This window comes from Pseudomonas frederiksbergensis, from assembly GCF_003732665.1.
Classification (GTDB): domain Bacteria; phylum Pseudomonadota; class Gammaproteobacteria; order Pseudomonadales; family Pseudomonadaceae; genus Aquipseudomonas; species Aquipseudomonas frederiksbergensis_G.
This window is the reverse complement of the sequence record NZ_MOBP01000012.1, coordinates 155,060-169,902: the sequence shown is the minus strand read 5'-3', so window position 1 is coordinate 169,902 and position 14,843 is coordinate 155,060. Positions and strand designations below refer to the sequence as shown.

At 60.8% G+C, this 14,843-nt stretch carries 15 protein-coding genes; 9 read left to right on the top strand and 6 right to left on the bottom strand.

Translation table 11 applies throughout. From position 1 onward, the window contains the following. Positions 1-19: 19 nt before the first annotated feature. Positions 20-1,006 carry a taurine ABC transporter substrate-binding protein gene (tauA, locus tag BK665_RS18370; RefSeq protein ID WP_123407915.1) on the bottom strand — a complete coding sequence of 329 codons (987 nt, stop codon included), beginning with the start codon at positions 1,004-1,006 and terminating at the stop codon, positions 20-22. A gap of 277 nt (positions 1,007-1,283) precedes the next feature. Here tauA and BK665_RS18365 point away from each other — a divergent pair, with 277 nt between their 5' ends. Further along, positions 1,284-3,023, top strand: coding sequence for a dipeptidase (locus BK665_RS18365; protein ID WP_123407913.1), 1,740 nt, complete (start codon positions 1,284-1,286; stop codon positions 3,021-3,023). Positions 3,024-3,058: 35 nt separating this feature from the next. On the opposite strand, the gene BK665_RS18360 is transcribed toward BK665_RS18365, so the two are convergent. Then, positions 3,059-3,811, bottom strand: coding sequence for an AraC family transcriptional regulator (locus tag BK665_RS18360; RefSeq protein WP_123407911.1), 753 nt, complete (start codon positions 3,809-3,811; stop codon positions 3,059-3,061). A gap of 172 nt (positions 3,812-3,983) precedes the next feature. On the opposite strand from BK665_RS18360, the gene BK665_RS18355 reads away from it, so the two are divergent. The 5 genes from BK665_RS18355 (at position 3,984) to yghU (ending at position 9,284) form a co-directional block, all read left to right on the top strand. Continuing rightward, positions 3,984-4,910, top strand: a complete 927-nt coding sequence (locus tag BK665_RS18355) for a 4-hydroxyproline epimerase (protein ID WP_123407909.1) — start codon at positions 3,984-3,986, stop codon at positions 4,908-4,910. A 45-nt stretch (positions 4,911-4,955) separates the two neighbouring features. Continuing rightward, positions 4,956-5,903, top strand: a complete 948-nt coding sequence (locus BK665_RS18350) for a dihydrodipicolinate synthase family protein (RefSeq protein WP_123407907.1) — start codon at positions 4,956-4,958, stop codon at positions 5,901-5,903. After that, complete coding sequence (locus BK665_RS18345) at positions 5,896-7,155, top strand: NAD(P)/FAD-dependent oxidoreductase (RefSeq protein ID WP_123407905.1); 1,260 nt, start codon at positions 5,896-5,898, stop codon at positions 7,153-7,155. Before BK665_RS18350 ends, BK665_RS18345 begins: the two co-directional genes overlap by 8 nt. A gap of 60 nt (positions 7,156-7,215) precedes the next feature. Beyond that, complete coding sequence (locus BK665_RS18340) at positions 7,216-8,367, top strand: epoxide hydrolase family protein (protein ID WP_123407903.1); 1,152 nt, start codon at positions 7,216-7,218, stop codon at positions 8,365-8,367. Positions 8,368-8,444: 77 nt separating this feature from the next. Further along, a complete protein-coding gene (gene yghU / locus BK665_RS18335; protein ID WP_123407901.1) occupies positions 8,445-9,284 on the top strand; it encodes a glutathione-dependent disulfide-bond oxidoreductase in 840 nt (279 codons plus the stop codon). Here yghU and BK665_RS34485 read toward each other — a convergent pair. The 3 genes from BK665_RS34485 to BK665_RS18325 form a co-directional block, all read right to left on the bottom strand. After that, positions 9,281-9,451 (bottom strand): hypothetical protein, encoded by a 171-nt coding sequence (locus BK665_RS34485; protein ID WP_185076558.1) that lies wholly within the window; start codon positions 9,449-9,451, stop codon positions 9,281-9,283. The two genes, yghU and BK665_RS34485, sit on opposite strands and share 4 nt — an antisense overlap. A 95-nt stretch (positions 9,452-9,546) precedes the next feature. Further along, positions 9,547-10,224 carry a type 1 glutamine amidotransferase domain-containing protein gene (locus BK665_RS18330; RefSeq protein WP_123407899.1) on the bottom strand — a complete coding sequence of 226 codons (678 nt, stop codon included), beginning with the start codon at positions 10,222-10,224 and terminating at the stop codon, positions 9,547-9,549. Between the two features lie 26 nt (positions 10,225-10,250). Continuing rightward, a complete protein-coding gene (locus tag BK665_RS18325; RefSeq protein ID WP_123407897.1) occupies positions 10,251-10,847 on the bottom strand; it encodes a TetR/AcrR family transcriptional regulator in 597 nt (198 codons plus the stop codon). Between the two features lie 182 nt (positions 10,848-11,029). Here BK665_RS18325 and BK665_RS18320 point away from each other — a divergent pair, with 182 nt between their 5' ends. From BK665_RS18320 to BK665_RS18310, 3 genes are all read left to right on the top strand, one after another. After that, the gene (locus BK665_RS18320) at positions 11,030-11,968 is read left to right on the top strand and encodes a GlxA family transcriptional regulator (RefSeq protein ID WP_123407896.1); all 939 of its coding nucleotides are present in this window, start codon (positions 11,030-11,032) and stop codon (positions 11,966-11,968) included. A gap of 92 nt (positions 11,969-12,060) precedes the next feature. Further along, positions 12,061-12,576, top strand: coding sequence for a GNAT family N-acetyltransferase (locus BK665_RS18315; protein ID WP_123407894.1), 516 nt, complete (start codon positions 12,061-12,063; stop codon positions 12,574-12,576). Beyond that, the gene (locus BK665_RS18310; protein WP_123407892.1) at positions 12,576-13,811 is read left to right on the top strand and encodes an MFS transporter; all 1,236 of its coding nucleotides are present in this window, start codon (positions 12,576-12,578) and stop codon (positions 13,809-13,811) included. The genes BK665_RS18315 and BK665_RS18310 overlap by 1 nt, the downstream gene beginning before the upstream one ends. A 79-nt stretch (positions 13,812-13,890) precedes the next feature. On the opposite strand, the gene BK665_RS18305 is transcribed toward BK665_RS18310, so the two are convergent. Next, entirely contained in the window at positions 13,891-14,760 is an 870-nt protein-coding gene (locus BK665_RS18305) for a TauD/TfdA dioxygenase family protein (protein WP_123407890.1), read from the bottom strand. Positions 14,761-14,843: the final 83 nt, after the last annotated feature.

Sequence of the window (14,843 nt, the reverse complement as noted above, 5' to 3'; positions counted from 1 at the left end):
GCATGACGCACCGGTTGGATTATTCTCCGATGAACTTGTCGCTGACGAAGCCGGAATAGTCAGGCAACACCTTTTCGATCTTGCCCTGCTCTTTCAGGAATTCGGCGGTTTTGCCGATTTCGCTGGCGGTGCCGCCGGCCAGGTATTGCGCGGTCTTCTGTTCCGAGGCCGACGGGAAATAAGAGCCGTCGAGCAATTCAGGAATATCCGCCGCGTTGGCGCCGGTCAGCCGGGCGATGCTTTTCACCGGTTCAGACGCGGCAGTCCAGTCCTTTTTGTGCGCCGAGTAGTCGGCAATCGCTGCCAGGCTAACCTTGGCGAAATCGGCCACGACCTTCGGGTTCTTTTCCGCGAAGTCTTTGCGCGCTACCCACACTTCAAAGGTCGGCGCGCCCCAGTTGGACACTTGCGCCGAATCGGTCAGGATTTTGCCGGTCTTGCGAATCTCGCCCAGCGCGGGCGACCAGGTAAAGGCACCGTCGATATCGCCACGGCTCCAGGCCGCAGTGATCTGCGCAGGGGTCAGGTTGACGATGTTGACCTTGCGCGGGTCCAGGTTCCAATGCTTCAGCGCCCCGAGCAGGCTGTAGTGAGAGGTCGAAACGAACGGCACCGCAATGGTTTTGCCGATCAGGTCTTCAGGCGTCTTGATGCCGCTGCCATCGCGCACCACCAAGGCTTCGGAACTGCGAATCTGCGCGCTCACAATGAACGCCACCAGCGGCATATTGCGCGACGCCGCAGCGGCCAGCGGGCTTGAACCCAGGTTGCCAATCTGCACATCACCGGAGGCCATGGCCGCCAACACCGCCGGGCCGGCATCGAATGCGCGCCAGTCGATTTTCTGGCCAATGCCCTTTTCGTATTCACCATCGGCAATCGCCCGTTTGATCGGGTCGATGCCGTTGATGTAGCCGAAGGTCAGATCGGCCGCTTGGGCGCTCAGCGACAGCGTGGCGACCCCCAGGACCGAGATAAGGCGTCGGGCCAGTTTCAGCGTCTTCATTTCTGTGGATTCCTGAGCAAATAGGCTTGATTCCCGACGTCTGAGGCGCCGATTTGCTTAGATGGTAATGATCTATAAAAAATAGAATAAATAATGTTATGGAATGAGCTTAGACGAGAGAAACCTTTTTCATTTCTGCGTCGCTTTTGCATTTCTGTGCGACAGATCCCACTTTATTGGCTCCCCTATTGCAGCTTGGCGGTGTTAGTTTGTGGACCTTTCTGACGAAACGATCAGATATTTCTTACCCACAATTCGCAAAGGAATGTCCCCAGCAATGGAATTTTCACTCAAGCACCTGACCGCGACCACGTTGATCCTGGCCAGTCTTTCGGCGTTTACCACCGCCGCCCAGGCCAACATCAGCGCGCAACAAAGCGCGACCATCCTCAAGAGTTTCAGTGACGCCCCGGTCACGGATTTTCGCCAGTTCCTCGGCAGCGTGGCCAAGAGCGACCTGGCGAAAACCGCCCACCTCGGCCCGGCCATCAGTGCCTTTCTTGACAACAAGACCCTGTCCGCAGACCAGCAGAACGAGATCGATCGCCTGCTGGGCATCTATGCGCGGGTGAAATACGGCAGCGCGGCCACCCAAACCCTGCGCGAGCTGGTGGAAATCCCGACCTTCCAGGTGGCTGGCGTCGCCCAGTACGACAATCCTGAATTCATCAAGATCGCCGCCAAGATCAAGTCCCTGGCCCAGGCGTTCAACCTGAACTTTCGCAACATCGATAACCGCGTCTACGAAATTTCCCTGGAAGGCACTGGCGATGAAGTGGTGGGCATTCACGCCCATGCCGATGTGGTGCCGGTAACGCCGGAGAACTGGGTGCTCAAGGACGGCACCAAACTCGACCCATTCAAGGTCACCCTGATCGGCGACCGCATGTATGGTCGCGGCACCGAGGATGACAAGAACGGCATCGTGGTGGCGATGTACGCGATGAAGGTCATCAAGGAAGAGAAGCTGCCCCTTGCGCGCAATTTCAAGCTGCTGGTGGACACCACCGAAGAAACCAGCGGCGAAGCGATTCCCTATTACTTCAAAACCAACCCGACGCCCACCTACAACCTGGCGCTGGATGGCAGTTATCCGGTGGTGATCGCCGAGAAAGGCTACGGCACCGTGATGGGCAACTTTCCAGTGCGTAAAGGTGAGGGCAAAGGCGCGGAAATCATCTCGATGACCGGCGGCAAGGCCACCAACCAGATTCCCTCGGCTTCGGTTGCGGTCCTGGTAACGGACACGCCCGCCGAACTGGCCGCCAGCCTGCAAAAGGCCGGGGCTGAATATGCCAAGCGCAATGGCGGCGACTTTGAAGTGAACGCCTCGGTCGACGGCAAGGATGTAAAGCTCAAGGTCACCGGCGTTTCCGCCCACTCCTCCAAGCCAGAAACAGGGGTTAACCCGGTGGCAAGGATGCTCGACTTCATCAATAGCCTCGACGGCAAGGTCGCGCTCAAGCACAACCACATTACCGACGCCGCCCGTTACGCCGCCGATAACTGGAAACTGGACTATCTGGGCGGCCAGTTGGGGGTCGGTTTTTCCGATGCATTCATGGGGCCGCTGACCACCTCCCTGACCTTCGTCGGGATGGATGACAAGACCTTCAAACTCGCGGTCAACCTGCGTGTGCCCAAGGGCAAGTCCCCGGAGGCGCTGAAGGCTGAAATCGCGGAAAAGATCGGCGCGTGGAGCAAGAAGACTCACATTGCGGCAACCTTCGACTACTCGACTGCCGAACCGATGTACCGCAACCCCGAGGGTGAATGGGTCAAGGCGCTATTGGCCGTGTCCAGCGAAAACCTTGGCATGCCACACAAGTTCGGCAGTTCCCCCGGTGCGACCTCGGTCCACGAACTGCCTAACGGGGTGCAATTTGGCTTGGCCCGTCCTGAGGTCAAATACACCGGCCATACCGACAGCGAGTTCAAGACGGTTGATCAGTTCCTGCTGGACCTGCAGATCGTGACCGAGATGATGAGTCGCGTTGGGCAGTTGCCGAAACTCTGACCCACCCTTCGGACCCGCCGTTCTGGCGGGTCCAACTACTGCCCGGTGGCCTGCCGGTACTGACGCGGAGTAAACCCGGTCAATCCCTTGAACTGGCGAGTGAACGCGCTGTGGTCGGTATAGCCGCACTGCAACGCGACGTCGGTGATGGGAATGTCGGTGTGCAGCAGGCGATGGGCGTGTTCCAAGCGTACCTTCTGGATCATTTGCCGCGGCGTCAGGTGGAACACGCGCTTGCAGTACCGCTCCAGTTGCGCAACGGAAATACCGGCGATGCTTGTCAGTTCGCTCAGGGTGACCCGGCGATTGAAATGCGCGCGAATGTATTGATCCACCGCCGCCAGCCGCTGGTAGGCCGGGTGAGTGTCGCTGGCGGATTGCAGATCCACGGAAATGCCTGCCAGACCGATGATTTCACCGTGGCGGTTGTAGAGCGGGCGTTTGTGGGTCAGGCACCAACCGGGCTCCCGGCTGCCGTACAAGTGCAATTCCAGTTGATCATCCAGCACCAGGCCTTGCTCCAGGACACGTCGATCCTGTTCGGTGTAGCCCGGCCCCAATTGTGCTGGAAAAACCTCGGCGCTGGTTTTGCCCAACAGTTGTTTCAAGCCACAGCGCTGGACCAGGGCGAGATTGGCCATGACGTAGCGTGCCTGGACGTCCTTGATAAAGATCGCGGCATTGGGAATCACATCCAGCATCGGCAGCAGCGGTGCGACGCCGGCCAGCAACTCTTCGATGGTGTCTGCGTTCCCTTGGCTCAGCATCGCCAGCGCGCTCTGCGTCATCCGTCTTATCCCCTCGGTTTATGCATCAGATTGCCCCGTGGCAAGGGTCGTGTCGAGCCTTTGCATTGTGCTGATTTCGTCATCCGCGCCCATGAAAAACATCAATCGCCCCTGCGCCGGGGAGTTCACGCTACGCCTACTGCTGCCGTGCACACACCTAAAGGAAAGGATTATGGAACTGGTTCATGTCATCGACTCCCATACCGGCGGCGAACCGACGCGCCTGGTGCTCAAAGGCTTCCCCCCACTGCCCGGCCAGACCATGGCCGAGAAGCGCGATGCCCTGCGCGATCAGCATGACCACTGGCGTCGCGCCTGCCTGCTGGAGCCCCGAGGCAACGATGTGCTGGTTGGCGCGCTGTATTGCGAACCGGTGTCGCCGGATGCCACCTGTGGCGTGATTTTCTTCAACAACGCCGGCTACCTTGGTATGTGCGGCCACGGCACCATCGGTCTGGTCAATTCGTTGCATTACCTGGGGTACATCCGCCCCGGCGTACACAAGATCGACACGCCGGTCGGCCCGGTCAGCGCCACCTTGCATGAGGACGGCACGGTGACCTTGCGCAATGTGCCCGCCTACCGCCACCGGCAAAAAGTGCCGGTCGATGTGCCGGGGCATGGCCGCGTCTATGGCGATATCGCCTGGGGCGGCAACTGGTTTTTCCTGGTGTCCGAACACGGTCAGGCGTTGCAACTGGACAACGTCGAAGCCTTGACTGACTACACCTGGGCGATGCTCAAAGCACTCGAAGCCCAAGGCATCCACGGTGACAACGGCGCCTTGATCGACCATGTAGAACTGTTCGCCGACGACGACCGCGCCGACAGTCGCAACTTCGTCATGTGCCCCGGCAAAGCCTACGACCGCTCGCCCTGCGGCACCGGCACCAGCGCCAAACTGGCGTGCCTGGCTGCCGATGGGAAGCTCGCCGCTGGTGAATCCTGGGTACAAGCGAGCATCACCGGCAGCCAGTTCATCGGCAGTTTCGAATGGGAAGGCGAGCGCGTCATCCCGTCCATTACCGGCCAAGCCTTCATGACCGCCGACGCCACACTGCTGATCGACGAGCAGGACCCCTTCGCCTGGGGCATTTGAACGGCCACGCGGCACTTCCCTCGCCATAAATCTGGAGTGACAACAATGAGCGACAGCATCTTCACTGGCTGCATCCCTGCGCTGATGACCCCGTGCACCGCCGAACGCAAACCGGACTTTGACGCCTTGGTGGCCAAGGGGCGCGAGCTGGTGGATATCGGCATGAGCGCAGTGGTGTACTGCGGCTCGATGGGCGACTGGCCGCTGCTGACCGAAGCCCAACGCCAGGAAGGTGTGGCGCGGCTGGTGGCGGCCGGTATCCCGACCATCGTCGGCACCGGTGCGGTGAACAGCCGCGAAGCCATATCCCACGCGGCCCATGCGGCCAAGGTCGGCGCCCATGGCCTGATGGTCATCCCCCGCGTGCTGTCCCGTGGCGCCTCGGCCATTGCGCAAAAGGCGCACTTCTCGGCCATTTTGAAAGCCGCGCCAAACTTGCCGGCAGTGATCTACAACAGCCCTTACTACGGCTTCGCCACCCGCGCCGACCTGTTCTTCGAACTGCGCCGCGAGCACCCGAACCTGATCGGTTTCAAGGAATTCGGCGGTGCCGCCGACCTGCGCTACGCCGCCGAGAACATCACGTCCCAGGACGATAACGTCACGTTGATGGTGGGTGTCGATACCCAAGTGGTACACGGCTTCGTCAACTGCAACGCCACCGGCGCGATTACCGGTGTCGGCAACGCCCTGCCCCGGGAAGTGCTGCAACTGGTGGCCCTGAGCAAGCAAGCGGCCAGAGGTGATGCCAAGGCCCGGCGCCTGGCCCGGGAGCTGGAATCCGCGCTGGCCGTGTTGTCGTCGTTCGATGAGGGCTGCGACCTGGTGCTCTACTACAAGCACTTGATGGTGCTCAACGGCGACAAGGAATACGCCCTGCACTTCAACGAAACGGACGGGCTCAGCGACGCCCAACGTCGTTACGCCGAGAGCCAGTACACGCTATTCCGCCAGTGGTACAAAACCTGGTCGGCCGAGCACAACGATGCCTGATCAGCCAGACATTGCCGTCGTCGGCGCCGGCATTATCGGCGTCGCCTGTGCCCTGCGGCTGGCACGCCAAGGCTTGCGGGTTGTCGTGATCGACCGACAGGACCCGGGCCATGGCGCCTCGTTCGGCAATGCCGGGCATTTGGCCACCGAACAAGTGTTTCCCATTGCCGACTTGTCCATCGTCAGGCGCCTGCCCGCCATGCTCCTGGACCCGATGGGGCCGCTGCGCCTGGACTGGAAATATCTGCCCCGCGCCCTGCCCTGGTTCGCGCGGCTGCTGCTGAACCTGCGCCCGGCGCCGTTCCAGCGCACCGTGGCCGGCCTGCGTGCGCTCAATGAAAGCAGCCTTGGCGCGTGGCAGCGCTTGCTGCAAGACATTGCCCGCCCGCAATTGCTGCGCGAGGACGGTTCGCTGCTGGTGTTTGAACGGCCCGAGTCGCGCCAGGCGATAGACGCGTTGCAGGCGCGGATGCGTCAGCAACAGGTGCCGGTGGATGTTTGGCAGGCGAAGGTCATCCGCGAGATTGCCCCGCAACTCAGCGAGGGCATCCAGGGCGGATTGTTCTTTCCCGACACCGGGCATTTTCTCGACCCGTACCGGGTGGTCTGTGAACTGGTCCACGCGGCAAAAACCAGCGGCGTGCAGTTTCTCAAGCAACAGGTCCAGGGCGGGCACCTGTATGAACAGGGTGTTTCTCTGCTCACCGATCAGGGGTCTGTGAACGCCCGAAAAGTCTTGATCGCCTGCGGCGCCCATTCGGCGAAACTCACCGCCGCGCTGACCGGCAAAAAAATCCCGCTGGACACCGAGCGCGGCTATCACCTGATGTTGCCCCACGAACATGATCGGCTACCTTTCGCCGTCACCTCACTGGAACGCAAATTCATCATGACCCCCATGACCGATGGCCTGAGACTGGCCGGCACCGTGGAATTCGCCGGCCTCGACCGCCCGCCGAGCATGGAGCGCGCCTGGCAACTGCATCGCCTGAGCAAAGGCCTGTTCCGTCGCGACTTGAACGCCGACGACGCCACGCCGTGGATGGGGTTTCGGCCGTCCTTGCCGGACTCGCTGCCGATCATCGACCGGGTGTGCGAGGGCAAGGTGCTGCTCGCGTTTGGGCATCAGCATTTGGGGCTGACCCAGGCTGCGGTGACGGCCGAGTTGATCGGGCGAATGACTGCGCCTGAGGCTGTCTGCAACAGACATGACTTGCCGAACATCGAGCCGTACAGACTGGATCGCTTTTGACGCGCAAATGGGCGTAAGTTACGGACAACCTTAATCCCCTCACAGGAAAGAGAACGTCCCATGGAGCTCCAGCCTTTCAAGATCGCCATCCCCGACGCGGCCATCGCCGATCTGCACGACCGTCTGCGGCGTACCCGGTGGCTGCATGACATCGAAGGCCAGGGCTGGAGCGAAGGTACGGACCTGAGGTTTTTGCAGGCGTTGCTCGCACACTGGGCCGACGGTTTCGACTGGCGCGCCCAGGAAGCGCAGCTCAATCAACTGCCGCAATACATCGCCCGAATAGGCGAGCAAACGGTGCATTTCGTCCATCAGCCGGGCACCGGGCCGGCGCCGCTGCCGTTGATCCTGACCCATGGATGGCCGGGTTCGTTCGTGGAAATGCAGCGCCTGATCCCGCTGCTCGCCGACCCGGCCAGCCATGGCGGCGATGCGGCGGATGCATTCCATGTGGTGGTGCCGTCGTTGCCGGGTTTCGCCTTCTCGCCCGCGCCAACCCACAAAGGTGTCGGGCCGTATGAAGTGGCGGGACTTTGGGCAGAATTGATGACGGGTTTGGGTTACGAAACGTTTGGCACCCAGGGCGGCGATCTGGGCGCCGGGGTCTCGACCTGGCTGGGGCGGCGTTTTCCAGAGCAGGTCATGGGGATTCATCTGAACTACGTACCCGGCTCCTATCGGCCGCCCCTGAACCGCGACCAGCCGCCAATCTCAGAAGAAGAACAAGCCTTTCTCGATTGCGGTGCAACCTTCGCCGAGACCGAGGGCGCCTATGCCAAGGTCCATGGCACCAAGCCCCAATCCCTGGCCATCGGCCTCAACGATTCACCGGCCGGTCTGGCGGCGTGGATCGTCGAGAAATTCCAGGCGTGGACCGACTGCTCCGGCGATCTGCAGCACGCAGTCACGCTTGACGCACTGCTGACCAACATCAGCCTCTACTGGTTTACCGGCAGCATCGGTTCGTCGTTGCGGCCGTATGTCGAAGGGCGCGCCCGGCCATTAACCTTTGCGGCCGGGGAACGGGTGCTGCCGCCCACCGGGGTGGCGCTGTTTCCCGCCGAACTGCCGATGCCGCCGCGCAGTTGGGTCGAGCGCTGTTTCGACGTGCAGCGCTGGACCACCCTGCCCAAGGGCGGCCACTTCGCTGCGATGGAGCAACCGCAGTTGCTGGCCGAGGACATCCGGGCATTCTTTCGGCCGTTGCGTTGATCTTTGCCGGTTCGCCGGGTTAAAAAAGCCTATCCCATTGCACCTGATTACCGTCTGCCCACCAAAAGGTTCGTCTTATGAGCAAAGCGCCCTATGTTCCGCCCAAGGTCTGGAAAAACGATGCCCCGTCTGGCGGCCAGTTCGCCAGCATCAACCGCCCGACCGCCGGGCCGACCCATGACAAAGAACTGCCCACCGGCAAGCACCCGTTGCAGCTGTACTCCCTGGCCACGCCCAATGGCGTGAAGGTGACGATCCTGCTCGAAGAGCTGCTGGCCCTGGGGCACAGCGGCGCCGAGTACGACGCCTGGCTGATCCGCATCAACGAAGGCGACCAGTTCTCCAGCGGCTTTGTCGGGATCAATCCGAACTCGAAGATCCCGGCATTGCTGGACCGCAGCGTCGAGCCGGCCCTGCGTGTTTTCGAGTCCGGTTCGATCCTGCTGTATCTTGCGCAAAAGTTCGGAGCCTTCCTGCCCACCGACCTCGCTGGACGCACCGAAACCCTGAACTGGCTGTTCTGGCAGATGGGCGCGGCGCCTTACCTGGGCGGCGGCTTCGGGCATTTCTACGCCTACGCGCCGGAGAAGTTTGAATACCCGATCAACCGCTTCACCATGGAGGCCAAGCGTCAGTTGGACGTGCTCGATCGTCGTCTCGCTGAAAGCCCTTACCTGGCGGGCGACAGCTACACCATCGCCGATATCGCGGTCTGGCCGTGGTACGGCCAACTGGTACGGGACAACGTGTACTCGGCGGCCGAGTTTCTCTCGGCGCACGAATACACCCACGTACAGCGCTGGGCCGAGGACATCGCCAAGCGGCCGGCGGTGATCCGTGGCCAACGGGTCAACCGCACGTGGGGCGATGAAGAAAGCCAGGTGCCAGAACGGCACCAGGCCGAAGATTTGCTTTAGTCGATCGCGTCAGTGATCACGTCGGCGGCCGGATCGGGTTCACTCGATTGCGCCGCTGGCGCCATGATTTCCCGCAGCGACATCCCTTTGAAGGCATCCACCAAACTTAGAACATAAGGGCCTTTAAATATATTTTCCGGCGCAATAAAGCGCGACACGTTATTCATGACGTCAACTCCACGCTTCAAATCAAAGGTATTAGTTAGCCACCGTGCCAACGATCCTTTGGCACGTGACTTATTAACTTTTCGAAAGGGTTAAATCACGCCAGCAACTTGAGCAGCGCTTTTGCAACGGCTTCGGAACTTGCCGGGTTTTGTCCAGTGACCAACAGGCCATCTTCGACAATAAAGGACGCCCAATCACTGCCCTTCTCATACCGGGCACCAAGCGCCTTGAATTCATCTTCGATAAGAAATGGCACCACTTCGGTCAGACCAACACCTTCCTCTTCGGAATTGGTGAACCCGGTGACACGGCGGTTCTTGATCAAGGGTTCACCGCTGGCGGCCTTGACGTGGCGCAGTGCGCCCGGGGCGTGGCAGACGAAACCGATGGGTTTGCCGGCGCGTTCAAAGGCCTCGATCAACGCAATGGAAGTGGCAGACTCAGCAAGATCCCACAACGGACCGTGGCCACCTGGGTAAAACACCGTGTCAAAGTCAGCCTGGGTCACCGAATCCAGGGTAACGGTGGACGCCAGGGCCTGTTGCGCCGCCAGATCGGATTTGAAACGTGCGGTGTATTCAGTCTGGAATTCAGGCTGATCGCTTTTCGGGTCCAGCGGTGGCTGCCCGCCGGCCGGCGATGCCAGCACCACATCGGCCCCCGCGTCTTTGAAGGTGTAATACGGGGCGGCGAATTCCTCGAGCCAGAAACCGGTTTTCTTGCCGGTGTTGCCCAGTTGATCGTGGGAGGTCAATACCATTAATACTTTCATCTGTGCGTCCTCTAAGGGTGGGGTTATCAGTGTTCGTCCACGCATCCCAACAACGTTCGCGTCATCTGCATGGCTTCTTCGAATGCAACGGTGGTAAGGGTGATCTTGGCCATGACACTCGCCCCCAGCCACAACGCGTACAAGCGCAGCGCCATGCACTCGGGGGTTTCATCAACCGTCAGCGAACCGTCTTTCATTCCGCGGTCCAGCGCGGCAGCCAGCACGCTGATGATCTGCGACGTACCGCGATCCAGGGCCAATCGCATGGGTTCGGAAAGGTCCGCGACCTCCGCCCCCAATTTCACTGCCAGACACTTGCCAGCGTCTGTGGGCTGCGTCTGGTTGTCGATCCAGCGCTGCCAATAAAATATTAGCTTCTGACGTTCCGACGTATCGGGCTGTTGGAAAATTGGCTGCACTTCGTTCAAGTAACTTTCAAAGTAGTTATCCAGCAATGCCACACCAAACGCATCTTTGGAACCGAAGTAATGATAGAACGAGCCTTTGGGAACATCGGCAGCCTGCAGCACTTCATTCAATCCCACCGCTGAAAAGCCTTTAAGGCTGACAATAACTTTGGCGGTATCGAGAATATGTTGCCTCACGCGTTTACTGACCTTCATCTTTATATCCGACTGCCTGAGTAGACCAGTCGTCTAGCTCGTTGAGTTGAATCTTAGGAGCCGGGTAAAACTCGCACAATGTCAAATCCGCAAGGATTCCGGACATCGCCGTCAAGATGTCAGTTGCCGTTTGCCGAACCACCCCCGACAATCACCGACTTGTCGCCCCCAGGAGAGATGGAATGCACAGCGTGGCATTGGTGGTTTATCCGAACTTTCAACCGCTCAGCCTTTCGGTAGGCTCGGTATTCGAATGCGCCAACCTGCTGCACGATGAGCCGGCCTACGAATTTCACCTGGTGTCGGAAACCGGCGGCGCGGTGATGTCGTCCCAGGGCTTTTCGGTGAACAGCACGCCGATTCGGGCCGAGGGTTACGACACCCTGATCGTCAGCGGCTACCTCGAATTCCAGTTGCCGGACGCCAGCCTGCTCGAATTTGTCCGCGCCGCCAGCGCACAGTCACGGCGGGTGGTGTCGCTGTGTACCGGCATCTTCGTGCTCGCCGAGGCCGGCTTGCTGGCCGGCAAACGCGCCACCACCCACTGGCTGCACGCACCGGCGTTTCAGAAGCGCTATCCGGATATTCGCCTTGAAGAGGACAAGCTGTTCGTGGTGGACGGCCAGGTGTGGACCGGCGCCGGAATGAGCGCCGCCCTGGACCTGTCGCTGGCCATGGTCGAGAACGACTTGGGCAGCGACCTGGCCCGGCGGATCTCGCGCAAACTGGTCATTTATCAGCGTCGCGGCAGCGAACAATCGCAACTGTCGGCGCTGCTGGAACTGGACCCTAAATCGGATCGCGTGCAGTTGGCGATGGCCTATGCGCGGGAGAATCTGACCGATGACCTGTCCGTCGAAGCCCTCGCCTCCGTGGCGCGGCTCAGCCCTCGCCAGTTCAGTCGCGTGTTTCGCGAGGAAACCGGGCAAACCCCGGCCAAGGCCATAGAAAGCCTGCGGGTGGAAGCGGCACGCCTGATGATGGAGACCGGCCGCCATCCCATCGAGGTGATCGCCAGGGCCACGGGTTTTGGTGATCGGGAACGCATGCGCCAGGCGTTTCTGCGTGCTTTCGGCCAGGCGCCACAAGCGATGCAAACCGCGCTGTTCAACGCCGGCTAAAGCATCTCGGCGTTGTTTCAGCTTTGCATTGATCTTTGCCGGTGCGCCGCGTAAAAAAGCCTGTCCCTTATCGATCGACCAAGGAGCATTGGATGCTGGCGTTACACACCGAGCGGCTGTATTTGCGGACCATGGTCGAGGCTGACTGGCCACTGTTCCTCAGGCTTCACTCCGAACCCCAGACCATGCAATTCGTGTTCGGCGAAATCGCCGAGGATCAGATTCGCAAAGGTTTCGATCACCGCCTCCCGGCGTGGACGCCGCAGTCTGACCATTGGCTGTGCCTGGTGGTGATCGACAAGGAAACCGGGCAGGAACTGGGCGTCAGCGGTTTTCGTATTCTGTCGCCGGGCCACGCCGAGGTCGGCACCCTGCTGTTGCCGGAGTTTCAGGGCAAGGGCTACGGCACCCAGGCCCGGCAAGCGATCATCGATTACGCCGCTGCCATTGGCCTGGAGTCGCTGGAATCGACGGTGACCGACGGCAACATTGCTTCGTGCAAAGTGCTGGAGAAATGCGGTTTCGTGTTCGACCGCCGCGTGCCCCAGGCCTATCAGATTGGCGACCGATGGTTTGACGACCTGATCTATCGGCTTCGGCTCACTTGATGAGCCAGCGCCCGAACACCTTGGCCTCTGTGCGTGCCCTGCCCCATCCAACCCGCTGGCTGTTACTCGGGATCGGATTGGCGCGGGTCGCCTCGTTCATGATCTGGCCGTTCATTGCCGTGGCCATGAACCAGCGCTTCGGCACGCCGATCACCGAGATTGGCGCGCAACTGGCCCTCGGCGCGCTGATCTCGATTGCCTTGTCGCCCCTCAGCGGTTTGCTGGGGGATCGCTTCAACTCGCGCAACCTGATGCTGTTCGGCTGCGCGTTGTGCGCCAGTTGTTACCTGTTGATGGGCCTGATGCCGGGGCAAACCAGCTATTTCGCGGCGATCATCGGCATGGCGCTGTCCCAGAGCATTCTCGAGCCGCTGCTGCGCATGCTGTTGAGTGACACGGCGGTGGATGATGCCCAGCGCACGTTCCTGTTCCATATCCGTTACTACGTGGTCAATTGCGCGGCCGCCATCGGGCCGCTGATCGGGCTGTGGTTCGCCAACCACCAGAGCGACGGTGTGTTTGCGATTGCCGTGTGCGTCTACGGGGTGCTGACGCTGACCATTCTGAATGCCGCCAAGGCACGGCTGCGCAACCCGCATCTGGCGAAAACGGCCTCGCCGCCGCTGCGGCAGATTTTCCGCGCCGTGCTCGGCAGCAAGGTGTTCCTGTCGATCATCGTCGCCAACTTTTTCCTGGTGCTGGTCTACGCACAACTCGATGAGCCACTGACCTTTTACCTGCTGCAATTGAGCGTCGACGACATCAACCACATCATCGCCATGATGAGTTTCACCAACGCCGCCGTGGTGCTGGTGGTGCACTTGTTTTTGATGAGTTGGCTGATCGCCCTGGCCGACAAGACCGCGTACCTGATGGCCCTGGGCTGCCTGATGGTGGCCCACGCGATCATTGCCTTCAACACCGGGGCCTGGTGGGCCGGCTGGTTGTTCGCCGTGGTCTTCGCGACATTCGCCGAGATCATTGTGATGCCGCTGTTCGGCACGCTGATTGATCGTTTGGCACCGCCGGGGATGCGTGGCAGTTTTATTGGCATTTCCATGCTCGCAGGGTTCGGCTCGGCTTTGGCGCCATTGCTGGGGGCGGTGGTCATCGCTCATTTTGGCGGCGCGGTGTTGTTCTCGGCGCTGGCACTGGCCTGCATTCCCATCGGGCTGCTGGGCTACCGCGTGCTGCGGGTCAGCCAGCCTGAGGGGGTGCTGGAGCCGACACCATGAGCCTGACCTGCATCGACCAGCCCTCTGCGACCTCAATCCACCCGACAACACCCGCTCCCACAGGGGGGATGTGCAGAGTTCAAGCCTTGGGTTGTTTGCCCAGGATCGTCACTCGCTCGCCATACCGCGAATGCGGGAAGTAATCCCACACGGCGTGATGCTGGGTGCAGCGGTTGTCCCAGAACACCAACGTATTAGGCGCCCAGCGCACGCGGCAGCTGAGGATCGGTTCCCGGGCCACCAGGTCGAACAGCATGTTCAGCAGCATCTGACTCTCGCCGCCCGACAACTGGACGATGTGCGAGGTAAACCCGGAATTGACGAACAGCGTCTTACGCCCGGTTTCCGGGTGGCGGACCACCACCGGGTGTTCGGTCTTGGGCAGATTGGCCGGTGGCGTGAAACCCTTCCACGGAATTTCGCCATCGTGGATCGCGGTCAATTCGCCGAGGAACTGCTGCATCGTCGGTGAGAGCATTTCCACGGCCAGGTGCATGTTGGCGAACAGCGTGTCGCCACCGGTGCCGATGGACGGGGTCTCCTTGACGTACAGCATCGAGCCCATGGACGGTTCCAGGTCCGCCGTGCCGTCGGTGTGCCAGGTTTCACCGGCGACGAACCGCGATTGTGCGTTGGCGCGAATCACCACCAATTCCGGGTCATCGCCATCGATGTCCTCCACCGGCAACGCCCGCAGCTCACCGAACACCCGGCCAAAGGCTTTGTGCTGCTCCACGGTCAAATGCTGGTCGCGAAACACCAGCACGTGATTCTCCAGAAAGGCCCGGCGTACTTCCGCCAATTGCTCGTCGCCCAGGGGTTGTGACAGGTCGATCCCGCCGATTTGCGCGCCGATGATCGGCGTCAGGCGGTCGACGGTGATGCTCTGATACGGCGCACGGGTTTGCCCGGCGATGCGCTCGATAGCCTTGAGTGCCAATTGATCCATGTTCCCTCACCTTTTTATTGGAATACCCGGAACCTGTGGGAGCGGGCTTGCTCGCGAAGGCGTCGTGTCAGTCGCCATCTTGA

Bases quoted from the DNA above. Each gene is read 5' to 3' on its own strand.
- tauA (WP_123407915.1), bottom strand. From the start codon at position 1,006: ATGAAGACGCTGAAACTGGCCCGACGCCTTATCTCGGTCCTGGGGGTC.
- BK665_RS18365 (WP_123407913.1), top strand. From the start codon at position 1,284: ATGGAATTTTCACTCAAGCACCTGACCGCGACCACGTTGATCCTGGCC.
- BK665_RS18360 (WP_123407911.1), bottom strand. From the start codon at position 3,811: ATGACGCAGAGCGCGCTGGCGATGCTGAGCCAAGGGAACGCAGACACC.
- BK665_RS18355 (WP_123407909.1), top strand. From the start codon at position 3,984: ATGGAACTGGTTCATGTCATCGACTCCCATACCGGCGGCGAACCGACG.
- BK665_RS18350 (WP_123407907.1), top strand. From the start codon at position 4,956: ATGAGCGACAGCATCTTCACTGGCTGCATCCCTGCGCTGATGACCCCG.
- BK665_RS18345 (WP_123407905.1), top strand. From the start codon at position 5,896: ATGCCTGATCAGCCAGACATTGCCGTCGTCGGCGCCGGCATTATCGGC.
- BK665_RS18340 (WP_123407903.1), top strand. From the start codon at position 7,216: ATGGAGCTCCAGCCTTTCAAGATCGCCATCCCCGACGCGGCCATCGCC.
- yghU (WP_123407901.1), top strand. From the start codon at position 8,445: ATGAGCAAAGCGCCCTATGTTCCGCCCAAGGTCTGGAAAAACGATGCC.
- BK665_RS34485 (WP_185076558.1), bottom strand. From the start codon at position 9,451: ATGAATAACGTGTCGCGCTTTATTGCGCCGGAAAATATATTTAAAGGC.
- BK665_RS18330 (WP_123407899.1), bottom strand. From the start codon at position 10,224: ATGAAAGTATTAATGGTATTGACCTCCCACGATCAACTGGGCAACACC.
- BK665_RS18325 (WP_123407897.1), bottom strand. From the start codon at position 10,847: ATGAAGGTCAGTAAACGCGTGAGGCAACATATTCTCGATACCGCCAAA.
- BK665_RS18320 (WP_123407896.1), top strand. From the start codon at position 11,030: ATGCACAGCGTGGCATTGGTGGTTTATCCGAACTTTCAACCGCTCAGC.
- BK665_RS18315 (WP_123407894.1), top strand. From the start codon at position 12,061: ATGCTGGCGTTACACACCGAGCGGCTGTATTTGCGGACCATGGTCGAG.
- BK665_RS18310 (WP_123407892.1), top strand. From the start codon at position 12,576: ATGAGCCAGCGCCCGAACACCTTGGCCTCTGTGCGTGCCCTGCCCCAT.
- BK665_RS18305 (WP_123407890.1), bottom strand. From the start codon at position 14,760: ATGGATCAATTGGCACTCAAGGCTATCGAGCGCATCGCCGGGCAAACC.